Genomic DNA, 17,354 nt, shown 5'->3' on the forward strand with positions numbered 1-17,354 from the left:
CATGCGCTTCGCCTTCACCGACGAACAGGCGATGATCGCCGAAACGGCCAACGACCTGTTCGTGGGCGAGGCGACCAGCGAGCGCACCCGCGCGGCGATGGCCGATGCGGGCTGTGACCGCGCGCTGTGGGATAGCCTGTCGGCGACCGGCTTCGTCGGCGTGCATATGCCGGGCGATGTCGGCGGGTCCGAACTCGGCATGGTCGAACTCGCGATCATCGCCGAGGCGGCGGGCAGGCAGGTGGCCGCCGTGCCGCTGATCGCGACGCAAGCGGCGCTGAGCGCGCTGCAGGCCGACGGCCGCGCCGACCTGATCGAGCGTGTGCTGGGCGGGCAGGTGGCGACTTTGGCGCTGGCGGGTGGCCTTGCGCCGCACGGGACGATCGCCGACCTGTTTCTGATCGAGCAGGATGGCGGGCTTGTGGTCGCCGATCGCGATGCGGTCGAGGTCGGCGCGGGGGTGACGATGGATCAGACTCGCCCGCTCGCGCAGGTAAAGTTGACCGGCGCTCCGATCGCGACCTTGTCAGCGAAGGCGCTGGATGTCGCAAAACATACGGGTTGGATCGCGGTGGCGGCCGATGCGCTGGGCGGCGCGCAGGCGTGCCTCGATCGCACGGTCGAATATGTGAAGGAACGCCAGCAATTCGGGCAGGCGATCGGCGGCTTTCAGGCGATCAAGCATCGGCTCGCCGACATGATGGTCGAAATCGAACAGGCGCGATCGGCGGTCTATTGGGCGGCGTGTGCGGTCGACGAAGGCGCGGAGGATGCCGAACTCGCGCTCCATTCGGCCAAGGCCTTCGCGGCCGATGCCTATGCGACCTGCGCGGGGGCGATGATCCAGCTGCACGGCGGCATCGGCTTCACCTGGGAGCATGACGCGCACCTCTTCTTCAAGCGCGCGCAGGCCGACCGCACCCTGTTCGGTTCGTCGGCGCAGCATCGCGAGGCGATTGCGCAGATCATCGGGTTGGGGGCGATCGCGGCATGAAGCTTGGTTTTACCGAAGCCGAGGAGGCTTTCCGTGTCGAGGCGGCGACGTGGCTCACCGCCGCGCTGACGGGGCCGTTTGCCGATGTGCGTGGCGTCACCAGCCTGGTCGAGATGCCCGAGCGGCGGCGCGAGTGGGAAAAATATCTCGCGGCCTCGCGCTGGAGCTGCATCGGCTGGCCTGCGCAATATGGCGGGCGTGACGCGACGCTGGCGCAGCAGGTGATCTTTGCCGAGGAATATGCGCGCGCAGGCGGCCCGCCCCGGCTCAACCATCTGGGCATCGAGCTGATCGGCCCGACCATCCTCGCTTACGGCACCGACGAGCAGAAGGCGCGCTTCCTGCCCGCCATCGCGAATGGCGACCATATCTGGTGCCAGGGCTATTCGGAGCCGGGCGCGGGATCGGACCTGGGCGGCGTGCGCACCAAGGCGTGGCGCGAAGGCGGCGACTGGGTGATCGAGGGCCAGAAGGTCTGGACCAGCCTCGCGCAATTCTGCGACTGGATCTTCGTCATCGCGCGCACCGATCCGGAGAGCGTGGGTTCGAAGGGGCTGTCCTTCCTGCTGGTGCCGATGGATCAGGACGGCGTCACCGTCCGCAACATTGTCCAGATGACCGGCGAGTCCGAGTTCAACGAGACCTTCTTCGATGCCGCGCGCACCGATGCGGCCAACATCCTCGGCGAGCCGGGGCAGGGCTGGGGCGTCGCGATGGCGTTGCTGGGGTTCGAGCGCGGCGTTTCCACGCTCGGCCAGCAGATGGGCTTTCGCAACGAACTCGACGATCTGATCGAAGCCGCGCGCGCCAATGGTTCGGCGGGCGATCCCGTCATTCGTCAGAAGATCGCGCAGGCGGAGATCGGCCTGCGGCTGATGCGCTATGGCGCGCTCCGCATGCTTACCGCCTCGGCCGATGGCGGGAGCAATCCGGCGGCCTTCACCTACAAGATCCAGTGGGCCAACTGGCGCCAGTCGCTTGGCGAACTGGCGATGGAGGTGCTTGGGCAGGCGGGCGAGATCAGCGACGCGCATGGCGAATATGCCTTTTCGCGCCTGCCGCACCTGTTCCTCTATTCGCGTGCCGACACGATCTACGGCGGCACCAACGAGATCCAGCGCAACATCATCGCCGAGCGCGCGCTCGGCCTGCCGCGCGAAGCACGCACGCGCGCAAAGTAAGGGAACCGACAAGTGGCTAACGTCCCCCCGCCTTATCCGACCCCGACGGGTCTCGTTAAGGGCAAGACCATGTTGATCACCGCGGCTGCGGGCAGCGGCATCGGCGGCGCGCTGGCGCGGCGCGCGGCGGAGGAGGGGGCGATCCTGTTCCTGTCCGACACGCACGAACGCCGGCTAAACGAGACCGCCGATGCGATCGCCGCGACGGGGGCCGCGCGCCCACACGTCCTGACCTGCGACGTGACCAATGAGGAGCAGGTTCGGGCTTTGATAGCGACCGCTATAGAAAAGCTCGGCCATATCGACGTGCTGGTGAACAATGCCGGCCTCGGCGGCAATGCGCCGATCGTCGAGATGACCGACGACCAGTGGTTCAAGGTGATCGACGTCACGCTCAACAGCGTGTTTCGCATGACCCGCGCGATCCTGCCGCATCTGTACGAGCGCAAGGCGGGCGTGATCGTCAACAACGCCTCGGTGCTGGGCTGGCGCGCGCAGACGCTGCAGTCGCATTATGCGGCGGCCAAGGCGGGCGTGATGGCCTTCACGCGCTGTTCGGCGATGGAAGCGGCCGAACATGGTGTGCGGATCAACGCGGTGTCGCCGAGCTTCGCGATGCACGCTGCGCTCAGCAAGGTGACGCCGCCGGGGCTGCTCGAGGAACTGGCCGGGCGCGAGGCGCTGGGCCGCTATGCCGAACCGTGGGAGGTGGCCAACGTCATGCTGTTCCTCGCATCCGACCTGTCGTCCTACATGACCGGCGAAGTCGTCGCCGTTTCGAGCCAGCATCCGTGAGCGCGCGCATCTTCGAAACCCCCGCCGACCTGATCGGCAGTGCGGGCGAGACGCTGGGGCCGAGCGAGTGGGTGACGATCGAGCAGGATCGCATCGACCAGTTCGCGCAGGCGACCGACGATCATCAGTGGATCCACGTCGATCCGGTGAAGGCGAAGGACGGGCCGTTCGGGGCGACGATCGCGCATGGTTATCTGACGATGAGCCTCGTCAACCGCTTCCTGCCCGAACTGATCGAGGTGCGGAATGCGTCGATGGGGATCAATGTCGGCACCGACAAGCTGCGCTTCCTGACGCCGGTGAAGGTGGGGAGCCGTATTCGCGGCGTCGGCGAGATCGTTTCGGCCGAAGAGGCCAAGGGCGGGTTTCAGGTCGTCGTGCGCGTGACTGTCGAGATTGACGGTGAGGCGAAGCCGGCCTGTGTGGTCGATACGATCAGCCGCTTCTTTCCCTGACACCACCAACGTCACCCCGGACTTGATCCGGGGTCCCGCTTCTTTTTCCTGCTTCGGTTAGAAGCGGGACCCCGGGTCAAGCCCGGGGTGACGGCGTATTTGTGGCAAGCGCCACCTCCAAAAACATACGCAAATACTATGCGGCTGGTCCTCGCTCGGCCTCGATAAGTAACGCGCTCCGCGCCTAATCGGCTGCCTTCGACGCCACGGGGGCCCGCGAACCCTTCGCGGCCGTGCGTCCGGAGGTTTCACTATGCAAGATCTGCCCTGGATCGCGCTGCTGGTCGGGCTGCTGGGCGTCACGCTCGCTTATGCCCGCCTGTGCGACAAAGCCTGAGGGGAACGTCAATGACCCTCGATCTGTGGCTCGCGGCCATCACCGCGATCGGCCTTCTTCTGTATCTGGTGGCGGTTCTCGTCCGCCCCGAACGCTTCTGAAGGGAGCGGACCAATGACCGTTCAGGGCTGGATCCTGATCATCGCCTTCATCGGCATCCTCGTCGCGCTGACCAAGCCGGTCGGCGCATGGCTGTTTGCGCTCTATGAAGGGCGCCGCACGCCGCTGCACACCGTTTTCGGCCCGATCGAAAACGGCTTCTACAAGATTGCCGGCATCGATCCGAACGAGGAACAGGGGTGGCGCCGTTACGCGGTCCACATGCTGATCTTCAACTTCGTCGGCCTCGTCTTCACCTATGTGGTGCTGCGCATCCAGGGCCTGCTGCCGCTCAACGGCCTGGGCTATGGCGCGATCGGCGCCGATGGCGCGTTCAACACCGCGATCAGCTTTACCACCAATACCAACTGGCAGTGGTATTCGGGCGAGGCGGCGATGTCGAACCTCAGCCAGATGCTGGGCCTGACGCTGCACAACTTCCTGTCGGCGGCGACGGGCATTGCGCTCGCCTTCGCGCTGTTCCGCGGTTTCGCGCGGCGTGAAGCCAACGGCATCGGCAATTTCTGGGCCGACGTCACCCGCATCACCCTGTATCTGCTGCTGCCGATCTGCGTCGTCTATGGCGTCTATCTGATCGCTGCGGGCGTTCCGCAGACGCTGGCCGCCGCGATCGACGTCAACACGCTGGAAGGCGTGAAGCAGACGCTGGCGCTCGGCCCCGTGGCCAGCCAGGAAGCGATCAAGATGCTCGGCACCAATGGAGGCGGCTTCTTCAACGCCAATTCGGCGCATCCGTTCGAAAATCCGACGGCCGTGACCAACCTGGTCCAGATGCTGTCGATCTTCGTGATCGGCTTCGGTCTCACCTGGTGCTTCGGCAAGGCCGTCGGCAACACCCGTCAGGGCTGGGCGATCCTGGCCGCGATGATCGTGCTGTTCGTCGCGGGCGTGACCGTCACCTACTGGCAGGAAGCGGCCGGCAACCCCGTGCTCCAGAACCTCGGCGTTGCCGGCGGCAATATGGAGGGCAAGGAGGTCCGCTTCGGCATCGTGGCTTCGGCGCTGTTCTCGGTCGTCACGACGGCGGCTTCGTGCGGCGCGGTCAACGCGATGCATGACAGCTTCACCGCGCTGGGCGGCATGATCCCGCTGTTCAACATCCAGCTGGGCGAAGTCGTCATCGGCGGCGTTGGCGCGGGCATCTACGGCTTCCTGCTGTTCGCGATCCTGGCCGTGTTCGTCGCGGGCCTGATGGTCGGCCGTACCCCGGAATATGTCGGCAAGAAGATCGAAGCGCGCGAGGTGAAGCTCGCCGTGCTCGCGATCACGATCCTGCCGCTGTGTATCCTGGGCTTCACCGCGATCGCCGCCGTGCTCGACGTCGGCCTTGCCGGACCGCTGAACAAGGGGCCGCATGGCTTCTCGGAGATCCTGTACGGCTTCACCTCGGCCACCGGCAACAATGGTTCGGCTTTCGCCGGCCTGACTGCGGGCACGCCTTTCTACAACGCGACGCTGGGCATCGCGATGTGGCTGGGCCGTTACTTCGTGATCGTTCCGATGCTGGCGATTGCCGGCAGCCTCGCGGCCAAGAAGTACACGCCGGAAAGCGCGGGTTCGTTCCCGACGACCGGTGGTCTGTGGGTCGGCCTGCTCGTCGGCATCGTCCTGATCGTGGGTGGCCTCACCTTCCTGCCGAGCCTCGCGCTCGGGCCCGTTGCCGATCATCTCGCGATGATCCGCGGTCAACTCTTCTAAGGGGCGCCAGACAATGAGCGCGACCAAGTCCATGTTCACGGCCGAGCTGATCGCACCCGCGATCGGCGACGCCTTCCGCAAGCTCAATCCCAAAGAGCTTGTCCGTAACCCGGTGATGTTCGTCACCGCCTGCATCGCCTTGTTGATGACGGTTCTTCTCGTCATCGGCAGCGACAATCTGTCGACGGGCTTCAAGGCCCAGCTGGCGATCTGGCTGTGGCTCACCGTCCTGTTCGGCACCTTCGCCGAAGCTCTGGCCGAAGGCCGGGGCAAGGCGCAGGCGGCCTCGCTGCGCGCCACCAAGGCCGAACTGACCGCCAAGCGGCTGAAGAACGGCAAGACCGAGGATGTGCCCGCAAGCGCCCTGCGCGCCGGCGACGTCGTCCTGGTCGAAACCAATGACCTGATCCCCGCCGACGGCGAAGTGATCGAGGGCGTGGCGTCGGTCAATGAAGCGGCCATCACCGGTGAATCCGCACCGGTGATCCGCGAAGCCGGTGGCGACCGTTCGGCCGTCACCGCGGGCACCCGGGTCATTTCCGACCAGATCAAGGTGCGCGTCACCGTCGATCCGGGCCAGGGCTTCCTCGATCGCATGATCGCGCTCGTCGAAGGCGCCGAGCGGCAGAAGACCCCGAACGAGATCGCGCTGACGATCCTGCTCGTCGGTCTGACGATCATCTTCCTGATCGCCGTCGGCACGATCCCCGGCTTTGCGAGCTATGCGGGCGGGGCGATCCCGGTCGCGATCCTCGCGGCGCTGCTGATCACCCTGATCCCGACCACGATCGCCGCGCTTCTGTCCGCGATCGGCATTGCCGGCATGGACCGTCTCGTCCGCTTCAACGTGCTCGCCAAGTCGGGCCGTGCGGTCGAGGCCGCCGGCGACGTCGACGTGCTGCTGCTCGACAAGACCGGCACGATCACGATCGGCGACCGTCAGGCATCGGAATTCCGCACCGTTGGTGGCACCTCGCCTGAGGATCTCGCCAATGCCGCGCTGCTCGCCAGCCTGGCCGACGAAACGCCCGAAGGCCGCTCGATCGTCCTGCTCGCTCGCGAGAAGTTTCGCGTGACCACGGCGACCCTGCCCGCAGGGGCGGAGATCATTCCCTTCACCGCGCAGACCCGTATTTCGGGCGTGCAGATCGGCCAGACGCTGATCCAGAAGGGTGCGGTCGATTCGATCCTTCGGGCCAATCCGGGTCTCGGCGGCACCGCCGCTGCGACCGAACTGCGCCGCATCACCGATGAGATTGCGCGTGCCGGTGGCACCCCGCTCGCGGTGGCGCAGGACGGCAAGCTGCTGGGCGCGATCTTCCTGAAGGACGTGGTGAAGGCGGGCATCCGCGAACGCTTCGGCGAACTGCGTCAGATGGGCATTCGCACGGTGATGATCACCGGCGACAACCCGCTGACCGCCGCCGCGATCGCCGCCGAAGCGGGCGTCGACGATTTCCTCGCGCAGGCGACGCCCGAGGACAAGCTCGCGCTGATCCGCAAGGAGCAGGAGGGCGGGCGCCTGGTCGCGATGTGCGGCGACGGCACCAACGACGCCCCCGCGCTCGCGCAGGCCGATGTCGGCGTCGCGATGAACACGGGCACGCAGGCGGCGCGCGAAGCCGGCAACATGGTCGATCTCGACAGCGATCCGACCAAGCTGATCGAGGTCGTTGGCCTCGGCAAGCAGCTGCTGATGACGCGCGGTGCGCTGACGACCTTCTCGGTCGCCAACGATGTCGCCAAATATTTCGCGATCATCCCGGCGATGTTCGTCGCGCTCTATCCGGGCCTCGGCGTCCTCAACGTGATGGGCCTGGCGACGCCCGAAAGCGCGATCCTGAGCGCGATCATCTTCAACGCGCTGATCATCCCGCTGCTCGTCCCCCTCGCGCTCAAGGGCGTGACCTATCGGCCGATGGCCGCCGGTCCGCTGCTCGCGCGCAACCTCGCCATCTACGGTCTGGGCGGCCTCATCGCCCCGTTCGTGGGCATCAAGATCATCGACCTTGCCGTCAACGGCATCGGTCTCGCCTGAGGAACCACTCTCATGGGCAATGATATCTCAACTTCGCTGCGGCCTGCGATCGTCATGACGATCCTGTTCGCGATCCTGCTCGGAATCCTCTATCCGTTGGCCATGACCGGCATCGGACAGGCGATCTTCCCCAGCCAAGCCAATGGCAGTCTGGTGCGCGACAGCGCCGGCAAGGTCATCGGCTCGAGCGTGGCGGGGCAGGCTTTCACCTCCGAACGCTATTTCCAGACCCGCCCTTCGGCGGCGGGTGACGGCTATAATGGACTGGCATCTTCTGGCTCCAATCTGGGGCCGGCAAGTCAGGTACTGCATGATCGGGTCAAGGGTGACGTGGCGAAGCTTCAAGCTACGTCACAGGGTCGCCAAGTTCCTCCCGATCTCGTGACAGCCTCCGCCTCGGGACTCGATCCTGACATCAGCCCCGAGGCGGCTTTTTATCAGGTCGACCGGGTGGCGCGCGTGCGCGGCATTCCGGCGGCAAAGGTCCAGGCTCTCGTCAAGAACCACGTCGAAACGCCGATCCTCGGCTTCCTCGGCGAAGAACGGGTCAACGTGTTCGCCCTTAACCGCGCGCTTGATAAGATCGGAGCGCCTTGACCGATCGTGACCGACCAGCCCCCGAAGCCTTTCTGCGCGCAGCCGCGCAGGAAGGCCGGGGGCGCCTGAAGATCTTCCTCGGCGCCGCTCCCGGCGTCGGGAAGACGTACGAGATGCTCTCCGAAGGCGCCGCGCGGAAACGCGCCGGCGTCGACGTCGTTGTCGGCGTGGTGGAAACGCATGGCCGCGTGGAGACCGAGGCGCTGACGCGCGGGCTGGAAATCCTGCCGCGCCGCCAGATCGACCATTCGAACCATGTCCTGACCGAGATGGATCTGGACGCGCTGCTCGAACGGCGTCCCGACCTCGCTCTCGTCGACGAACTGGCGCACACCAATGCGCCCGGCAGCCGCCACCCCAAACGCTATCAGGATGTCGAGGAACTGCTGGAGGCCGGGATCGACGTCTATTCGACGATCAACATCCAGCATGTCGAAAGCCTCAACGACGTCGTCGCATCCTTCACGCGCGTCCGCGTGCGCGAAACCGTGCCCGATCGCGTGCTGGAGGCGGCCGAGATCGAGGTGGTCGACATTCCCCCTGACGAGCTGATCGAACGGCTCAAGGACGGGAAGGTCTATCTGCCGCAGGAGGCGACGCGCGCGCTGTCGCACTTCTTCTCCAAGACCAACCTGTCGGCACTGCGCGAACTGGCGTTGCGGCGCGCGGCGCAGGCGGTCGATGCGCAGATGCTCGATCATCTGCGCGAACATGCGGTCGGCGGCACCTGGGCCGGGAGCGAGCGGATATTGGTGGCGGTGAGCGAATTGCCGTCGTCGATCGAACTGGTCCGCGCGGCCAAGCGGCTTGCCGACGCCGCCAAGGCGCCGTGGACCGCGATCCATATCGAAACTCCGCGCACGCAGGGGCTGGGCGAGGCGGACATGAAGCGCGTCGCCGATGCGCTGGCGCTCGCGTCCAATCTGGGTGCGGTGGTGGCGACGGTGCCGGCGGCGTCGGTGATCGACGGGCTGAAAAGCTATGCGATCGATGCGCGCGCGACGCAGATCGTGGTGGGCAAGTCGCAACGGTCGCGCTGGTTCGAACTGCGCCACGGATCGATCGTCGACCGGCTGGTGCGCGAGACACCGGGCATCGCCGTCCACGTCCTCGCCACCGCGGCCGAAGCGACAGCGCCGACGCGCCGGCGGCGGAGCAGCGGCGATTGGGGCACGCGCGCCGGCTATGGCTGGAGCGCGGCGATGGTTGCGGGAGTCACCGCGATCGGATCCGGCCTGTTCCATATCCTCGATCTGGGCAACGTCGCCTTGCTCTACCTGCTGCCGGTGATGGCGGCGGCGAGCACGTTTGGACTGCGCACCGGCCTGTTCGCGGGCCTCGCATCCAGCCTGGCCTACAACTTCTTCTTCCTGCCGCCGACGGGGACGCTGACGGTCAGCAACCCTGAGAACATCATCTCGATCATCGTGCTGCTGGGGGTCGCCTTCGTCACCAGCCAGCTGACGTCGCGGGTGCGCGCGCAGGCCGATCTGGCAGCGGGGAGCGCGCGGACCAACGCCGCGCTCGCCAGCTATTTGCGCCAACTCACCGCGCTCGGCGATGCGCGGGAGGTGGCGCGGGCGGCGTGCACCGAGATTGCCGGGCTGCTCGGGGTGAAGGTCGTGATCCTTGAGCAAGGCGCGGCCGGCCTGTCGGTGATGGCCGCGAGCCTTGCCGATCCGCCGCTCGAGACGATGGAGATCGCCGCCGCCCAATGGGTGTGGGATACGGGGCAACCGGCAGGGCGGGGCACGGGCACGCTTACTGCGTCGGACTGGCAGTTCCAGCCGTTGAAGGCGGGCGATCGGGTGCTGGCGGTGCTGGGCGTTGCGCGCGACGACGGGCGCGATCCGGTGCGATCGGACCAACTGGCGCTGCTGGGAAGCCTGCTCGACCAGACGTCGCTGGCGCTCGAGCGACTGAGGCTCGAGGTCGAGATGCGCGATGTCGATGCGGTGCGCGAGCGCGATCGGCTGCGCGCGGCTTTGCTGTCGTCGGTCAGCCACGATCTGCGCACGCCGCTGACGTCGGTGCTGGCGGCGGCGGCCGAACTGCGCCGCCGGATGGGCGATCCGCTGCTCGACACGATCGAGAGCGAGGCGCAGCGGCTCAACCGCTTCGTCGCGAACCTGCTCGATATGGCGCGGGTCGAGGCGGGGGCGCTGCGGCTGAATCTGGAGCCCGTCGACCTGACCGACGCGGTCGGCGGCGCAGTCCACGATGCGCGCCGCGCGCTGGAAGGGCGGGCGATCGAACTCGACGTGCTGCCCAGCCTGCCTTTGGTCAGCGTCGATCCGCAACTGTTCCACCACTGCCTGCTCAACCTTCTCGACAATGCCGGCCGCTATGGCGACCCCGGCACGCCGATCACGATCCGGGCCGAACGCAGCTATGACGCGCTGACGCTGTCCGTGATGGACGAGGGGCCGGGCCTGCCGTCGGGGCGCGAGAAGGAAGTGTTCGAGACGTTCCGGCGGCTCGAAGGATCGGATCGGTCGGTGGGGGGAACGGGCCTCGGCCTCGCGATCGTCAAGGGCTTCGCTGAAGCGATGGGGATCGCGGTCGAGGCCGGAAATCGCAGCGACGGGGTGACGGGCGCACGGTTCAGCCTGCGCTTCCCCGAAAGGCTGCTCGTAAAGGAAGCGGATCTATGAGCGGCCAGCGTGTCCTCATCGTCGACGACGATCTTCACATCCGGCGCCTGCTGCAAAGCACATTGGCGCGCGGCGGCTATGACGCGATCGAGGCGACCAGCGCGAAGGAGGCGCTGGCGCTTGCGGCCGAACATCGGCCCGATGCGGTGTTGCTCGATCTCGGCCTGCCCGATCGCGACGGGCTGGAGATCGTGCAATTGCTCAAGAAGGCGTCGCCTGCGCCGATCCTGGTCCTGTCCGCGCGCGATTCGACCGACCACAAGGTCGCCGCGCTCGATCTGGGCGCCGACGATTATGTGACCAAACCCTTCGACAGCGAAGAGGTGCTGGCGCGTCTGCGCGTCTCGCTGCGCCACCGGTTGCAGGCGGAGGGCGCCGAGCCGGTGGTGCGCGCGGGCGATCTGGTGATCGACCTGGCCGATCGCCGGATCATGCGCGGGGAGGAGGAGATCCACCTGACCCGCAAGGAATATGAGGTGCTGCGCATTCTGGCCGCCAGCCCCGGCCGCGTCGTCACGCACCAGCGCGCGCTGGAGGCGGCATGGCCGCGCGAATATGATCGGCGGATCGATTATCTGCGCATCGTGGTGCGCAACCTGCGCCAGAAGCTGGAGGTCGATCCCGCGCGGCCCAGCCTGATAGTCAACGAACTGGGGGTTGGATACCGCCTGATCGTCGATCATTGAATCACTACGCAATCACTATGGGGCGGCGCGTCCGCCCGGCTCGAAAGCCTATGGACGGGGGCATAGATCGACCAGTGCAACGGTGGAGTGCACGATGTCGATCGGTTCCAACAGGGTCATCCGCGATATGGGGCTCAGGCTCGGCGGCGCGGCGCTGGTGACGGCGGGCGTGTTCGCGCTCGGCCGCGCCGAGGCGCTCGAAAAGCTGGGGCCGCTCCATCCCGGTATCGAGGAATATGTGCTGGCGGCGATCGGCTTCCTGGCGCTCAGCGCGGGGGCGATGCTGCTGATCATGGGCATCCACATCTTCGATCGCGTGCCGCTATCGAGCCGCTGGGCGAACATCCCCAATCTCGATCAGCAGCCGTCCGATCTGGCGTCCCGATCAGCAGATCCGGCGCTATAATGCGTTCCAGCGGCCTTCTTATGGTGGTATGATCTCCCGATAAGAGATGGAGAGTCCCCATGAAGGCCGAAGCCGACCGCAAGATCCTCGATTCCTATCTGGGCGCGGGCGTCAAGCGTGAGACGACCGACAGCAGCCTGTTGATCAGCAGCTCGCGCTACCTCAACAGCCCGCAGATCCGCGACATCATCGCGACATGGCTGCTGCGCAAGAACGGCCCCGATTTCCCGGTGGAGGCCGATCATACGCTGGGCCTTTCGACCGCGATGGCGCAGGTGAACCCCGCGCACGAGACGGCGGCGCTGATGGAGGAGGAACGCAAGATCAACCCGGCGTTCGACGCCTGGCTGAAGGAAGGCTTCATCTCCACCTACACCAATGACGATTTCCATAAATATGCGCCCGGCACCGTCGGCGGCATCATTTCGAAGCAGATCAAGGAACGCGGCTTCGACATCCAGCTCGGCCTCGATCTGAACAATTTCGATCCGTCGAACGCCTATGATTATTGGCGGGTGCGCAGCCGCCAGACGCACGATTTCGAACACATCATCACCGGCGGTCAGTTCAACTCGCTGGGCGAAATCCCGGTGATCTTCGGCCGCACGGTGAACGAGGCGACGCATCTGAGCCCCGCGCTCGCATCGCGGCTGGGCGCGTACACGATGTTCGCGGGCCTGCGCATGATCTCCCGCTCGCTGCTCCATTATCCGGAGACATGGCCGATGGCGATGCGGCTGCTGGAACAGGGCATCCGCGTCGGCCGGGAATCGCCGCCCTTCTGGTTCTTCCGCTGGGAAGAGGTGTTCCACCTGACCCCGGCCGAAGCGCGCGTCCACTTCGGCATGCCCGAGGCCGAAGAGATCGAATGCTTCCGCGAAGCCTCGATCTTCCGCGAAGACCCCGAGATGATGGCGCTGGCGGCGGAGTGATTTGAGGCACGTCGCCCCAGCGAAGGCTGGGGCCTATTTCTCTACCGACAATCGGTGCCCTCTGGGGTGAGAGCAATAGGCTCCAGCCTTCGCTGGAGCGACGCGTTTACGCCGGCTGGAAGCCCTTCACGCCGGCACGCCACAGCGCGAAGCTGTACATGTCCGCGGCCAGGGCATCGCGCTGCGTGCGGGTCGATCCGACGCCGTGGCCCGCGTCGAAATCGACGCGCAACAGCACCGGATTCTTGCTCGACGTCGCCGCCTGCAGCCGCGCGGCGAACTTGGCGACATGCCACGGCGCGACGCGCGGATCGGTGGCGCCCGTGACGCACAGGACGGCGGGATAAAGCGTGCCCGGCTTGATCGCCTGATAAGCGTCCATGTCGTACATGATCCGGAAGCTTTTCGCGTCGACCATCGGGCCCCATTCGTCGATGTCGGACACATTCTGTTCGGCGACGTAGCGGATCGGGTTGGTCCATCCGACATCGGAGATCGCGCCGGCGAATAGCTCCGGCCGCTCGGTCAGCGCGCGGCCGACGGTGATGCCGCCCGCCGACGTGCCGCTGATCGTCAGATGCTTGGGGCTCGTCACCTTGTCGGCGATCAGCGTTTCGCACACTGCGATCAGATCGCGCCAGGTGTTCGCCTTGGTCTCCTTCTGCCCCGCCTTGTGCCAGTCGCGCCCATATTCGCCGCCACCGCGGACGTTCGCCCCGCAATAGACCCCGCCCGCATCAAGGAAGGGCAGCAATGCGGCCGAGAAGCGGGGCGAGAATGAATATTGGTAGGCGCCATATCCGGTTGCGAAGACCGGATTCGCGCCGGTCGGCTTCATCCCCTTTCGGTAGATGAGCGTGTAGGGGATCTTCACCCCGTCCTTCGCTGTCGCGAAGCCGCGCTTCGCCTCGTAGGGGCTCGTGTCGATCGGGGGCTTGGGGGTGATGCCGGTATCGGTGACTTTGCCTGCGGCATCGACCGACCAGATCCCGCTGGGGTTGAGCCAGCCCTGGAGCAGCAGCAGGGCGCCGTCGCGGGTCGAGCTGGCGAATACGTTGCCGACCGCGCCTTCGAAGGGGAGGGCGATAGGCGTGACCTTGCCGCCCGACAATTTCGACAGCCGGTTCACGCCGCCATCCATGATCGTTACGAACACGCCGTCCCGCGCGGCATCCAGCCCCTCGATCACGGTGTTGCCTTCGGGCACGACCTCGCGCGCCTTGGCCAGATCGGGCGCCTTGGACGACGTCAGCAGCACGCGCCCGCGCGACGTGCCCTTCACCGAAAGCAGGTAGAGATCGTCGCCGTTCATAGCGGTTTCGGTGACGAGATCGTCGAAGCCGGCGACTTTACGCACCGCCGCCTTGCCCGCGACGAAGTCAGCGAGATCGGCAGTCCAGATCGCCTTTTCGGTGCGGACATCCATCACGGCGATCAGCAGCGTTGAGGAGCCTTCGTTGGTGGCGACGAAGCCGACCTGAACCTCTTCGAGCGGAATGTCGGGGTTCAGCCCGCGCTTGACCATGACCCGGTCGGCTTTCGCATCCGTGCCGAGCCGGTGGAGCCGGCATTCGCTGTTCAGATAATATTGCGGGGTGCCGCGTTCGCCGGTGAAGGCGGTGTAGAAGAAGCCGCTGCCGTCGGGCAGCCAGCCGGTGACGCCCCAGTCGGTCTTTTCGATCCGTTCGGGCAGGACATTGCCGGTCGCTACCTCCATCACATGCAGCACCGATGCTTCGGAACCGGCGGGGGACAGGCCATAGGCGATATGCTTGCCGTCGAAGCTCGGTTCCCACCAGTCGAGCGAGACGTGCGCGTCGCCGATCTTCATCACGGTGGGATCGATCAGGGTGCGGACCGCGCCGTCCTTCCCCTTCAGGAACAGCTTGAAATTGTCGGCGCCGACCGGGCGCTGTTCGTAGAATAGCCAGTCGCCGGCGGGCGCGACGCGGCGGGTGGCGGCGGCATCGCCCGACAGGGCCGAGATGCGATCGGCCAGCGGCTTGCGGCCGGGGATGGAATCGAGGACGTGGCGGGTCGCCTCGTTCTGCGACTTGAGGAAGGGCGTCCAGTCGGGATCCTTGGGATCTTCCATCCAGCGATAATTGTCGGTGACCTTGGTGCCCCAATAATCGTCGACGACGGGCACGACCCGCGCGGTCATCGGCTTGGCGGCGGCAGTTGCCGCGATCAATCGCCCGCCCAGCGACAGCCCCAGCGCCGCGCTGCCCGCCATCAACGCCGTCCGCCGATCGATCTGCGTCATGTCCCCACTCCCTGATCCTGTTGATCGCAGGCTGACAGCGATCGGTGGGGCGGGCAATGGCTTGCGATAATGCTGCATTGCGGCATTGTGCGGAAATGAACGAAACAGCCCCGCTTTCCCGCCGCGCGCTTCTCCAATCCGGTGTCGTGGCGTCGCTCGCCGCGCCGGCGATCGCGGTGGCGGCGACGCCCCGGTCCGCGTTTCGCGAAAAGCTGCTGCTCGATCCGGGCGTACGCTATTTCAACGCGGCGAATATCGGGCCGGCCTTCCGCGCGGTCGTGGAGGTGCAGGAGGCCGAGACCCGCGCCTTCCAGACCAATCCGTCGCGCGAATATCGCGAGAAATATCCGGTCGCGGCCGATGCCCTGCGCGCGCGGCTGGCGAAGCGGCTGGGAGTTACGGGCGCGGAGATTGCGCTGCTGCGCAACGCCAGCGAGGCGAATACGGTCGCGGTGCTGGGGCTGGACCTCAAGCCCGGCGACGAGATCATCGTCACCGAGCATAACCACCAGTCGACCCTCGACAGTTGGAAGCTGCGCGCGAAGCGCGAGGGGCTGGTGATCAAGGTGCTGCCGACCCCGGCCACGGCGCGCGATCCGCAGATGGTGGCCGATGCCTTCGCCGTCGCGATCACGCCGCGCACCCGCGCGATCTTCCTGTCGCACATGACCAACGTGACCGGCCTCGTCTATCCGGTCGCCGCGATCGCGCAGGTGGCGCGGGCGAAGGGCGTGTGGCTGCATGTCGATGGCGCGCAGACCTTCGGCTGGATGCCGATCGACCTCATGGCGCTGGGCGTCGACAGCTATGCGACCAGCACGCACAAATGGATGATGGGGCCGCTCGAAAGCGGGATCCTCTATGTCCGGCGCGACGGGCAGGACCGGCTCAACCCGGTGATGATCAGCCACGGCTACTGGCTCAACGGCCCGCGCGACATGGAAACGGCCGAGCGTTACGAGGTGCTGGGCCAGCGCGACGACCCCAAGCTGATCGCGATCGACCGCACGCTCGACCTGCTCGACGGGATCGGCGAGGCCGCGATCGAAGCGGGCGTGCGGCAGGGCGCGACGCGGATGCGCGATCTGCTGGCGAAGGCGCCGGGCGCGAAGTTCGTCGGCAGTGACCATCCGGCGTTGTCGGGGCCGGTGCTGACCTTCGCCTTTCCGGGGCAGGATGTTGGGGCGCTGCGCGCCCGGCTGTGGCGCGACGGCAAGGTCGCGACAGCGCAGGCGCTGGCGGACGGGCAGCCGCTCGTCCGCTTCTCGCCGCACCTTTATAACGATGCGGACGAGATGCAGGCGGTGGTGGATTTGATCGGGCGGGTTAGCGCCGGTGATCGACCTCGCTGAGGGCGCGGTCGATACCCTGCAACGCGTTGGCGCGTTCGGCGTCGCTCAGGCCATAAGCCGACGATAGCGCGCGGCGGGCGCGGGTGAGCGAGGCGCGGACGATCTCGGCCTGGTTCTCGCCACAGGTGGCGAGCGTGCCGAAATCGGCGCTTTTGGGCATCACCACGCCGCGGCGCGCGCAATCGGCCGCCATGTTGGCGCGCGCGCGATCGAGGGAGGCGACGACGATCTGGGGCACGTCGCGGGTCGCCTCCATCGCCTCGCGGCGGGCTTCGGCGGCTTCGCGCATGGCTTCGGCCCGCGCCTGTCCCGCCTCGCGCATGGCCTCGGCCCGGGCGCGCTGCGCCTCGGCGCGCGCCTGATGGGCTTCGCGCATCGCCTCGCGGCGTTCGATCGCGGCCTCGCGGCGGGCCTGTTCGGCTTCGATCCGCGCCTGCGCGACCTCGCGTTCGATCTCGGCGCGATCCGCCGCGCTCAGATGCTCATGGACATGCGTGACGTGGACATGGGGGACATGAACGGGGGGCACCGGCGGAACGGGCGGGATCACTGCGGCCGGGGCTTCGGGCGGGGCCGGCGGGGTCGGGGCGCTCGGCGCGATCGGGACCGGACGGATCGGGGGCAGGGTGGAGGTCGTGGCGGCGAAGGCGGCGACGCCGCTGGCCAGGCCGATGGCGACAGTTGCGACACCGAGGGGGCGGATTCTCATTGTGCTTCTCCTGTTGTGGGAAATCCGATGGGCCGGGCGGGCACGCCCGCGCCATCGGCGTTCGACAAACAGTCGGCGGGAAAAGACGAACGCGCATCGGTTGACAGCCACAGGCGGCTTTCCGATCCTCCTTC

The 17,354-nt window shown here is 66.7% G+C and carries 15 protein-coding genes; 13 read left to right on the forward strand and 2 right to left on the reverse strand.

Going from position 1 to position 17,354, the window contains the following annotated elements:
- The first annotated feature begins 1 nt into the window (after position 1).
- The 12 genes from EOD43_RS05050 to EOD43_RS05105 all read left to right on the forward strand — a co-directional run bounded on the left by EOD43_RS05050 (position 2) and on the right by EOD43_RS05105 (position 12,893).
- The gene (locus tag EOD43_RS05050; RefSeq protein WP_127741678.1) at positions 2–994 is read left to right on the forward strand and encodes an acyl-CoA dehydrogenase family protein; all 993 of its coding nucleotides are present in this window, start codon (positions 2–4) and stop codon (positions 992–994) included.
- Positions 991–2,175 carry an acyl-CoA dehydrogenase family protein gene (locus tag EOD43_RS05055; RefSeq protein ID WP_127741680.1) on the forward strand — a complete coding sequence of 395 codons (1,185 nt, stop codon included), beginning with the start codon at positions 991–993 and terminating at the stop codon, positions 2,173–2,175. Before EOD43_RS05050 ends, EOD43_RS05055 begins: the two co-directional genes overlap by 4 nt.
- A 12-nt stretch (positions 2,176–2,187) precedes the next feature.
- A complete protein-coding gene (locus EOD43_RS05060) occupies positions 2,188–2,970 on the forward strand; it encodes an SDR family oxidoreductase (protein ID WP_127741682.1) in 783 nt (260 codons plus the stop codon).
- Entirely contained in the window at positions 2,967–3,425 is a 459-nt protein-coding gene (locus EOD43_RS05065; protein ID WP_127741684.1) for a MaoC family dehydratase, read from the forward strand. Before EOD43_RS05060 ends, EOD43_RS05065 begins: the two co-directional genes overlap by 4 nt.
- A gap of 348 nt (positions 3,426–3,773) precedes the next feature.
- Positions 3,774–3,863 (forward strand): K(+)-transporting ATPase subunit F, encoded by a 90-nt coding sequence (gene kdpF, locus EOD43_RS05070; protein WP_127741686.1) that lies wholly within the window; start codon positions 3,774–3,776, stop codon positions 3,861–3,863.
- Positions 3,864–3,876: 13 nt separating this feature from the next.
- Positions 3,877–5,580: a potassium-transporting ATPase subunit KdpA gene (kdpA, locus tag EOD43_RS05075; RefSeq protein WP_127741688.1), complete on the forward strand. Its 1,704-nt coding sequence runs from the start codon at positions 3,877–3,879 to the stop codon at positions 5,578–5,580.
- Positions 5,581–5,593: 13 nt separating this feature from the next.
- A complete protein-coding gene (gene kdpB / locus EOD43_RS05080; RefSeq protein ID WP_127741690.1) occupies positions 5,594–7,618 on the forward strand; it encodes a potassium-transporting ATPase subunit KdpB in 2,025 nt (674 codons plus the stop codon).
- 12 nt (positions 7,619–7,630) lie between these two features.
- A complete protein-coding gene (gene kdpC / locus EOD43_RS05085; RefSeq protein WP_127741692.1) occupies positions 7,631–8,215 on the forward strand; it encodes a potassium-transporting ATPase subunit KdpC in 585 nt (194 codons plus the stop codon).
- Entirely contained in the window at positions 8,212–10,869 is a 2,658-nt protein-coding gene (locus EOD43_RS05090; protein ID WP_127741694.1) for a sensor histidine kinase, read from the forward strand. Before kdpC ends, EOD43_RS05090 begins: the two co-directional genes overlap by 4 nt.
- A complete protein-coding gene (locus tag EOD43_RS05095; RefSeq protein WP_127741696.1) occupies positions 10,866–11,555 on the forward strand; it encodes a response regulator in 690 nt (229 codons plus the stop codon). The genes EOD43_RS05090 and EOD43_RS05095 overlap by 4 nt, the downstream gene beginning before the upstream one ends.
- Positions 11,556–11,649: 94 nt before the next feature.
- Entirely contained in the window at positions 11,650–11,961 is a 312-nt protein-coding gene (locus EOD43_RS05100) for a hypothetical protein (RefSeq protein ID WP_127741698.1), read from the forward strand.
- Positions 11,962–12,020: 59 nt separating this feature from the next.
- Positions 12,021–12,893, forward strand: a complete 873-nt coding sequence (locus tag EOD43_RS05105; protein ID WP_127741700.1) for a Coq4 family protein — start codon at positions 12,021–12,023, stop codon at positions 12,891–12,893.
- A gap of 106 nt (positions 12,894–12,999) precedes the next feature.
- Here the strand turns inward: EOD43_RS05105 and EOD43_RS05110 are convergent, their stop codons facing one another.
- Positions 13,000–15,159: a prolyl oligopeptidase family serine peptidase gene (locus EOD43_RS05110; protein ID WP_127741702.1), complete on the reverse strand. Its 2,160-nt coding sequence runs from the start codon at positions 15,157–15,159 to the stop codon at positions 13,000–13,002.
- 95 nt (positions 15,160–15,254) lie between these two features.
- Between EOD43_RS05110 and EOD43_RS05115 the strand changes: the two genes are divergently transcribed.
- Positions 15,255–16,511, forward strand: a complete 1,257-nt coding sequence (locus EOD43_RS05115; RefSeq protein ID WP_127741704.1) for an aminotransferase class V-fold PLP-dependent enzyme — start codon at positions 15,255–15,257, stop codon at positions 16,509–16,511.
- On the opposite strand, the gene EOD43_RS05120 is transcribed toward EOD43_RS05115, so the two are convergent.
- A complete protein-coding gene (locus EOD43_RS05120; RefSeq protein WP_127741706.1) occupies positions 16,486–17,220 on the reverse strand; it encodes a hypothetical protein in 735 nt (244 codons plus the stop codon). The genes EOD43_RS05115 and EOD43_RS05120 overlap by 26 nt on opposite strands.
- Positions 17,221–17,354 lie beyond the last annotated feature (134 nt).

It is taken from the genome of Sphingomonas crocodyli (genome assembly GCF_004005865.1).
GTDB classification, from domain to species: Bacteria; Pseudomonadota; Alphaproteobacteria; order Sphingomonadales; family Sphingomonadaceae; genus Rhizorhabdus; species Rhizorhabdus crocodyli.

What these genes read in the sequence shown, in the direction of transcription:
- EOD43_RS05050 (WP_127741678.1), top strand. Translation starts at nt 2, where the DNA reads ATGCGCTTCGCCTTCACCGACGAACAGGCGATGATCGCCGAAACGGCC.
- EOD43_RS05055 (WP_127741680.1), top strand. Translation starts at nt 991, where the DNA reads ATGAAGCTTGGTTTTACCGAAGCCGAGGAGGCTTTCCGTGTCGAGGCG.
- EOD43_RS05100 (WP_127741698.1), top strand. Translation starts at nt 11,650, where the DNA reads ATGTCGATCGGTTCCAACAGGGTCATCCGCGATATGGGGCTCAGGCTC.
- kdpA (WP_127741688.1), top strand. Translation starts at nt 3,877, where the DNA reads ATGACCGTTCAGGGCTGGATCCTGATCATCGCCTTCATCGGCATCCTC.
- EOD43_RS05105 (WP_127741700.1), top strand. Translation starts at nt 12,021, where the DNA reads ATGAAGGCCGAAGCCGACCGCAAGATCCTCGATTCCTATCTGGGCGCG.
- kdpC (WP_127741692.1), top strand. Translation starts at nt 7,631, where the DNA reads ATGGGCAATGATATCTCAACTTCGCTGCGGCCTGCGATCGTCATGACG.
- kdpF (WP_127741686.1), top strand. Translation starts at nt 3,774, where the DNA reads ATGACCCTCGATCTGTGGCTCGCGGCCATCACCGCGATCGGCCTTCTT.
- EOD43_RS05115 (WP_127741704.1), top strand. Translation starts at nt 15,255, where the DNA reads ATGAACGAAACAGCCCCGCTTTCCCGCCGCGCGCTTCTCCAATCCGGT.
- kdpB (WP_127741690.1), top strand. Translation starts at nt 5,594, where the DNA reads ATGAGCGCGACCAAGTCCATGTTCACGGCCGAGCTGATCGCACCCGCG.
- EOD43_RS05095 (WP_127741696.1), top strand. Translation starts at nt 10,866, where the DNA reads ATGAGCGGCCAGCGTGTCCTCATCGTCGACGACGATCTTCACATCCGG.
- EOD43_RS05120 (WP_127741706.1), bottom strand. Translation starts at nt 17,220, where the DNA reads ATGAGAATCCGCCCCCTCGGTGTCGCAACTGTCGCCATCGGCCTGGCC.
- EOD43_RS05110 (WP_127741702.1), bottom strand. Translation starts at nt 15,159, where the DNA reads ATGACGCAGATCGATCGGCGGACGGCGTTGATGGCGGGCAGCGCGGCG.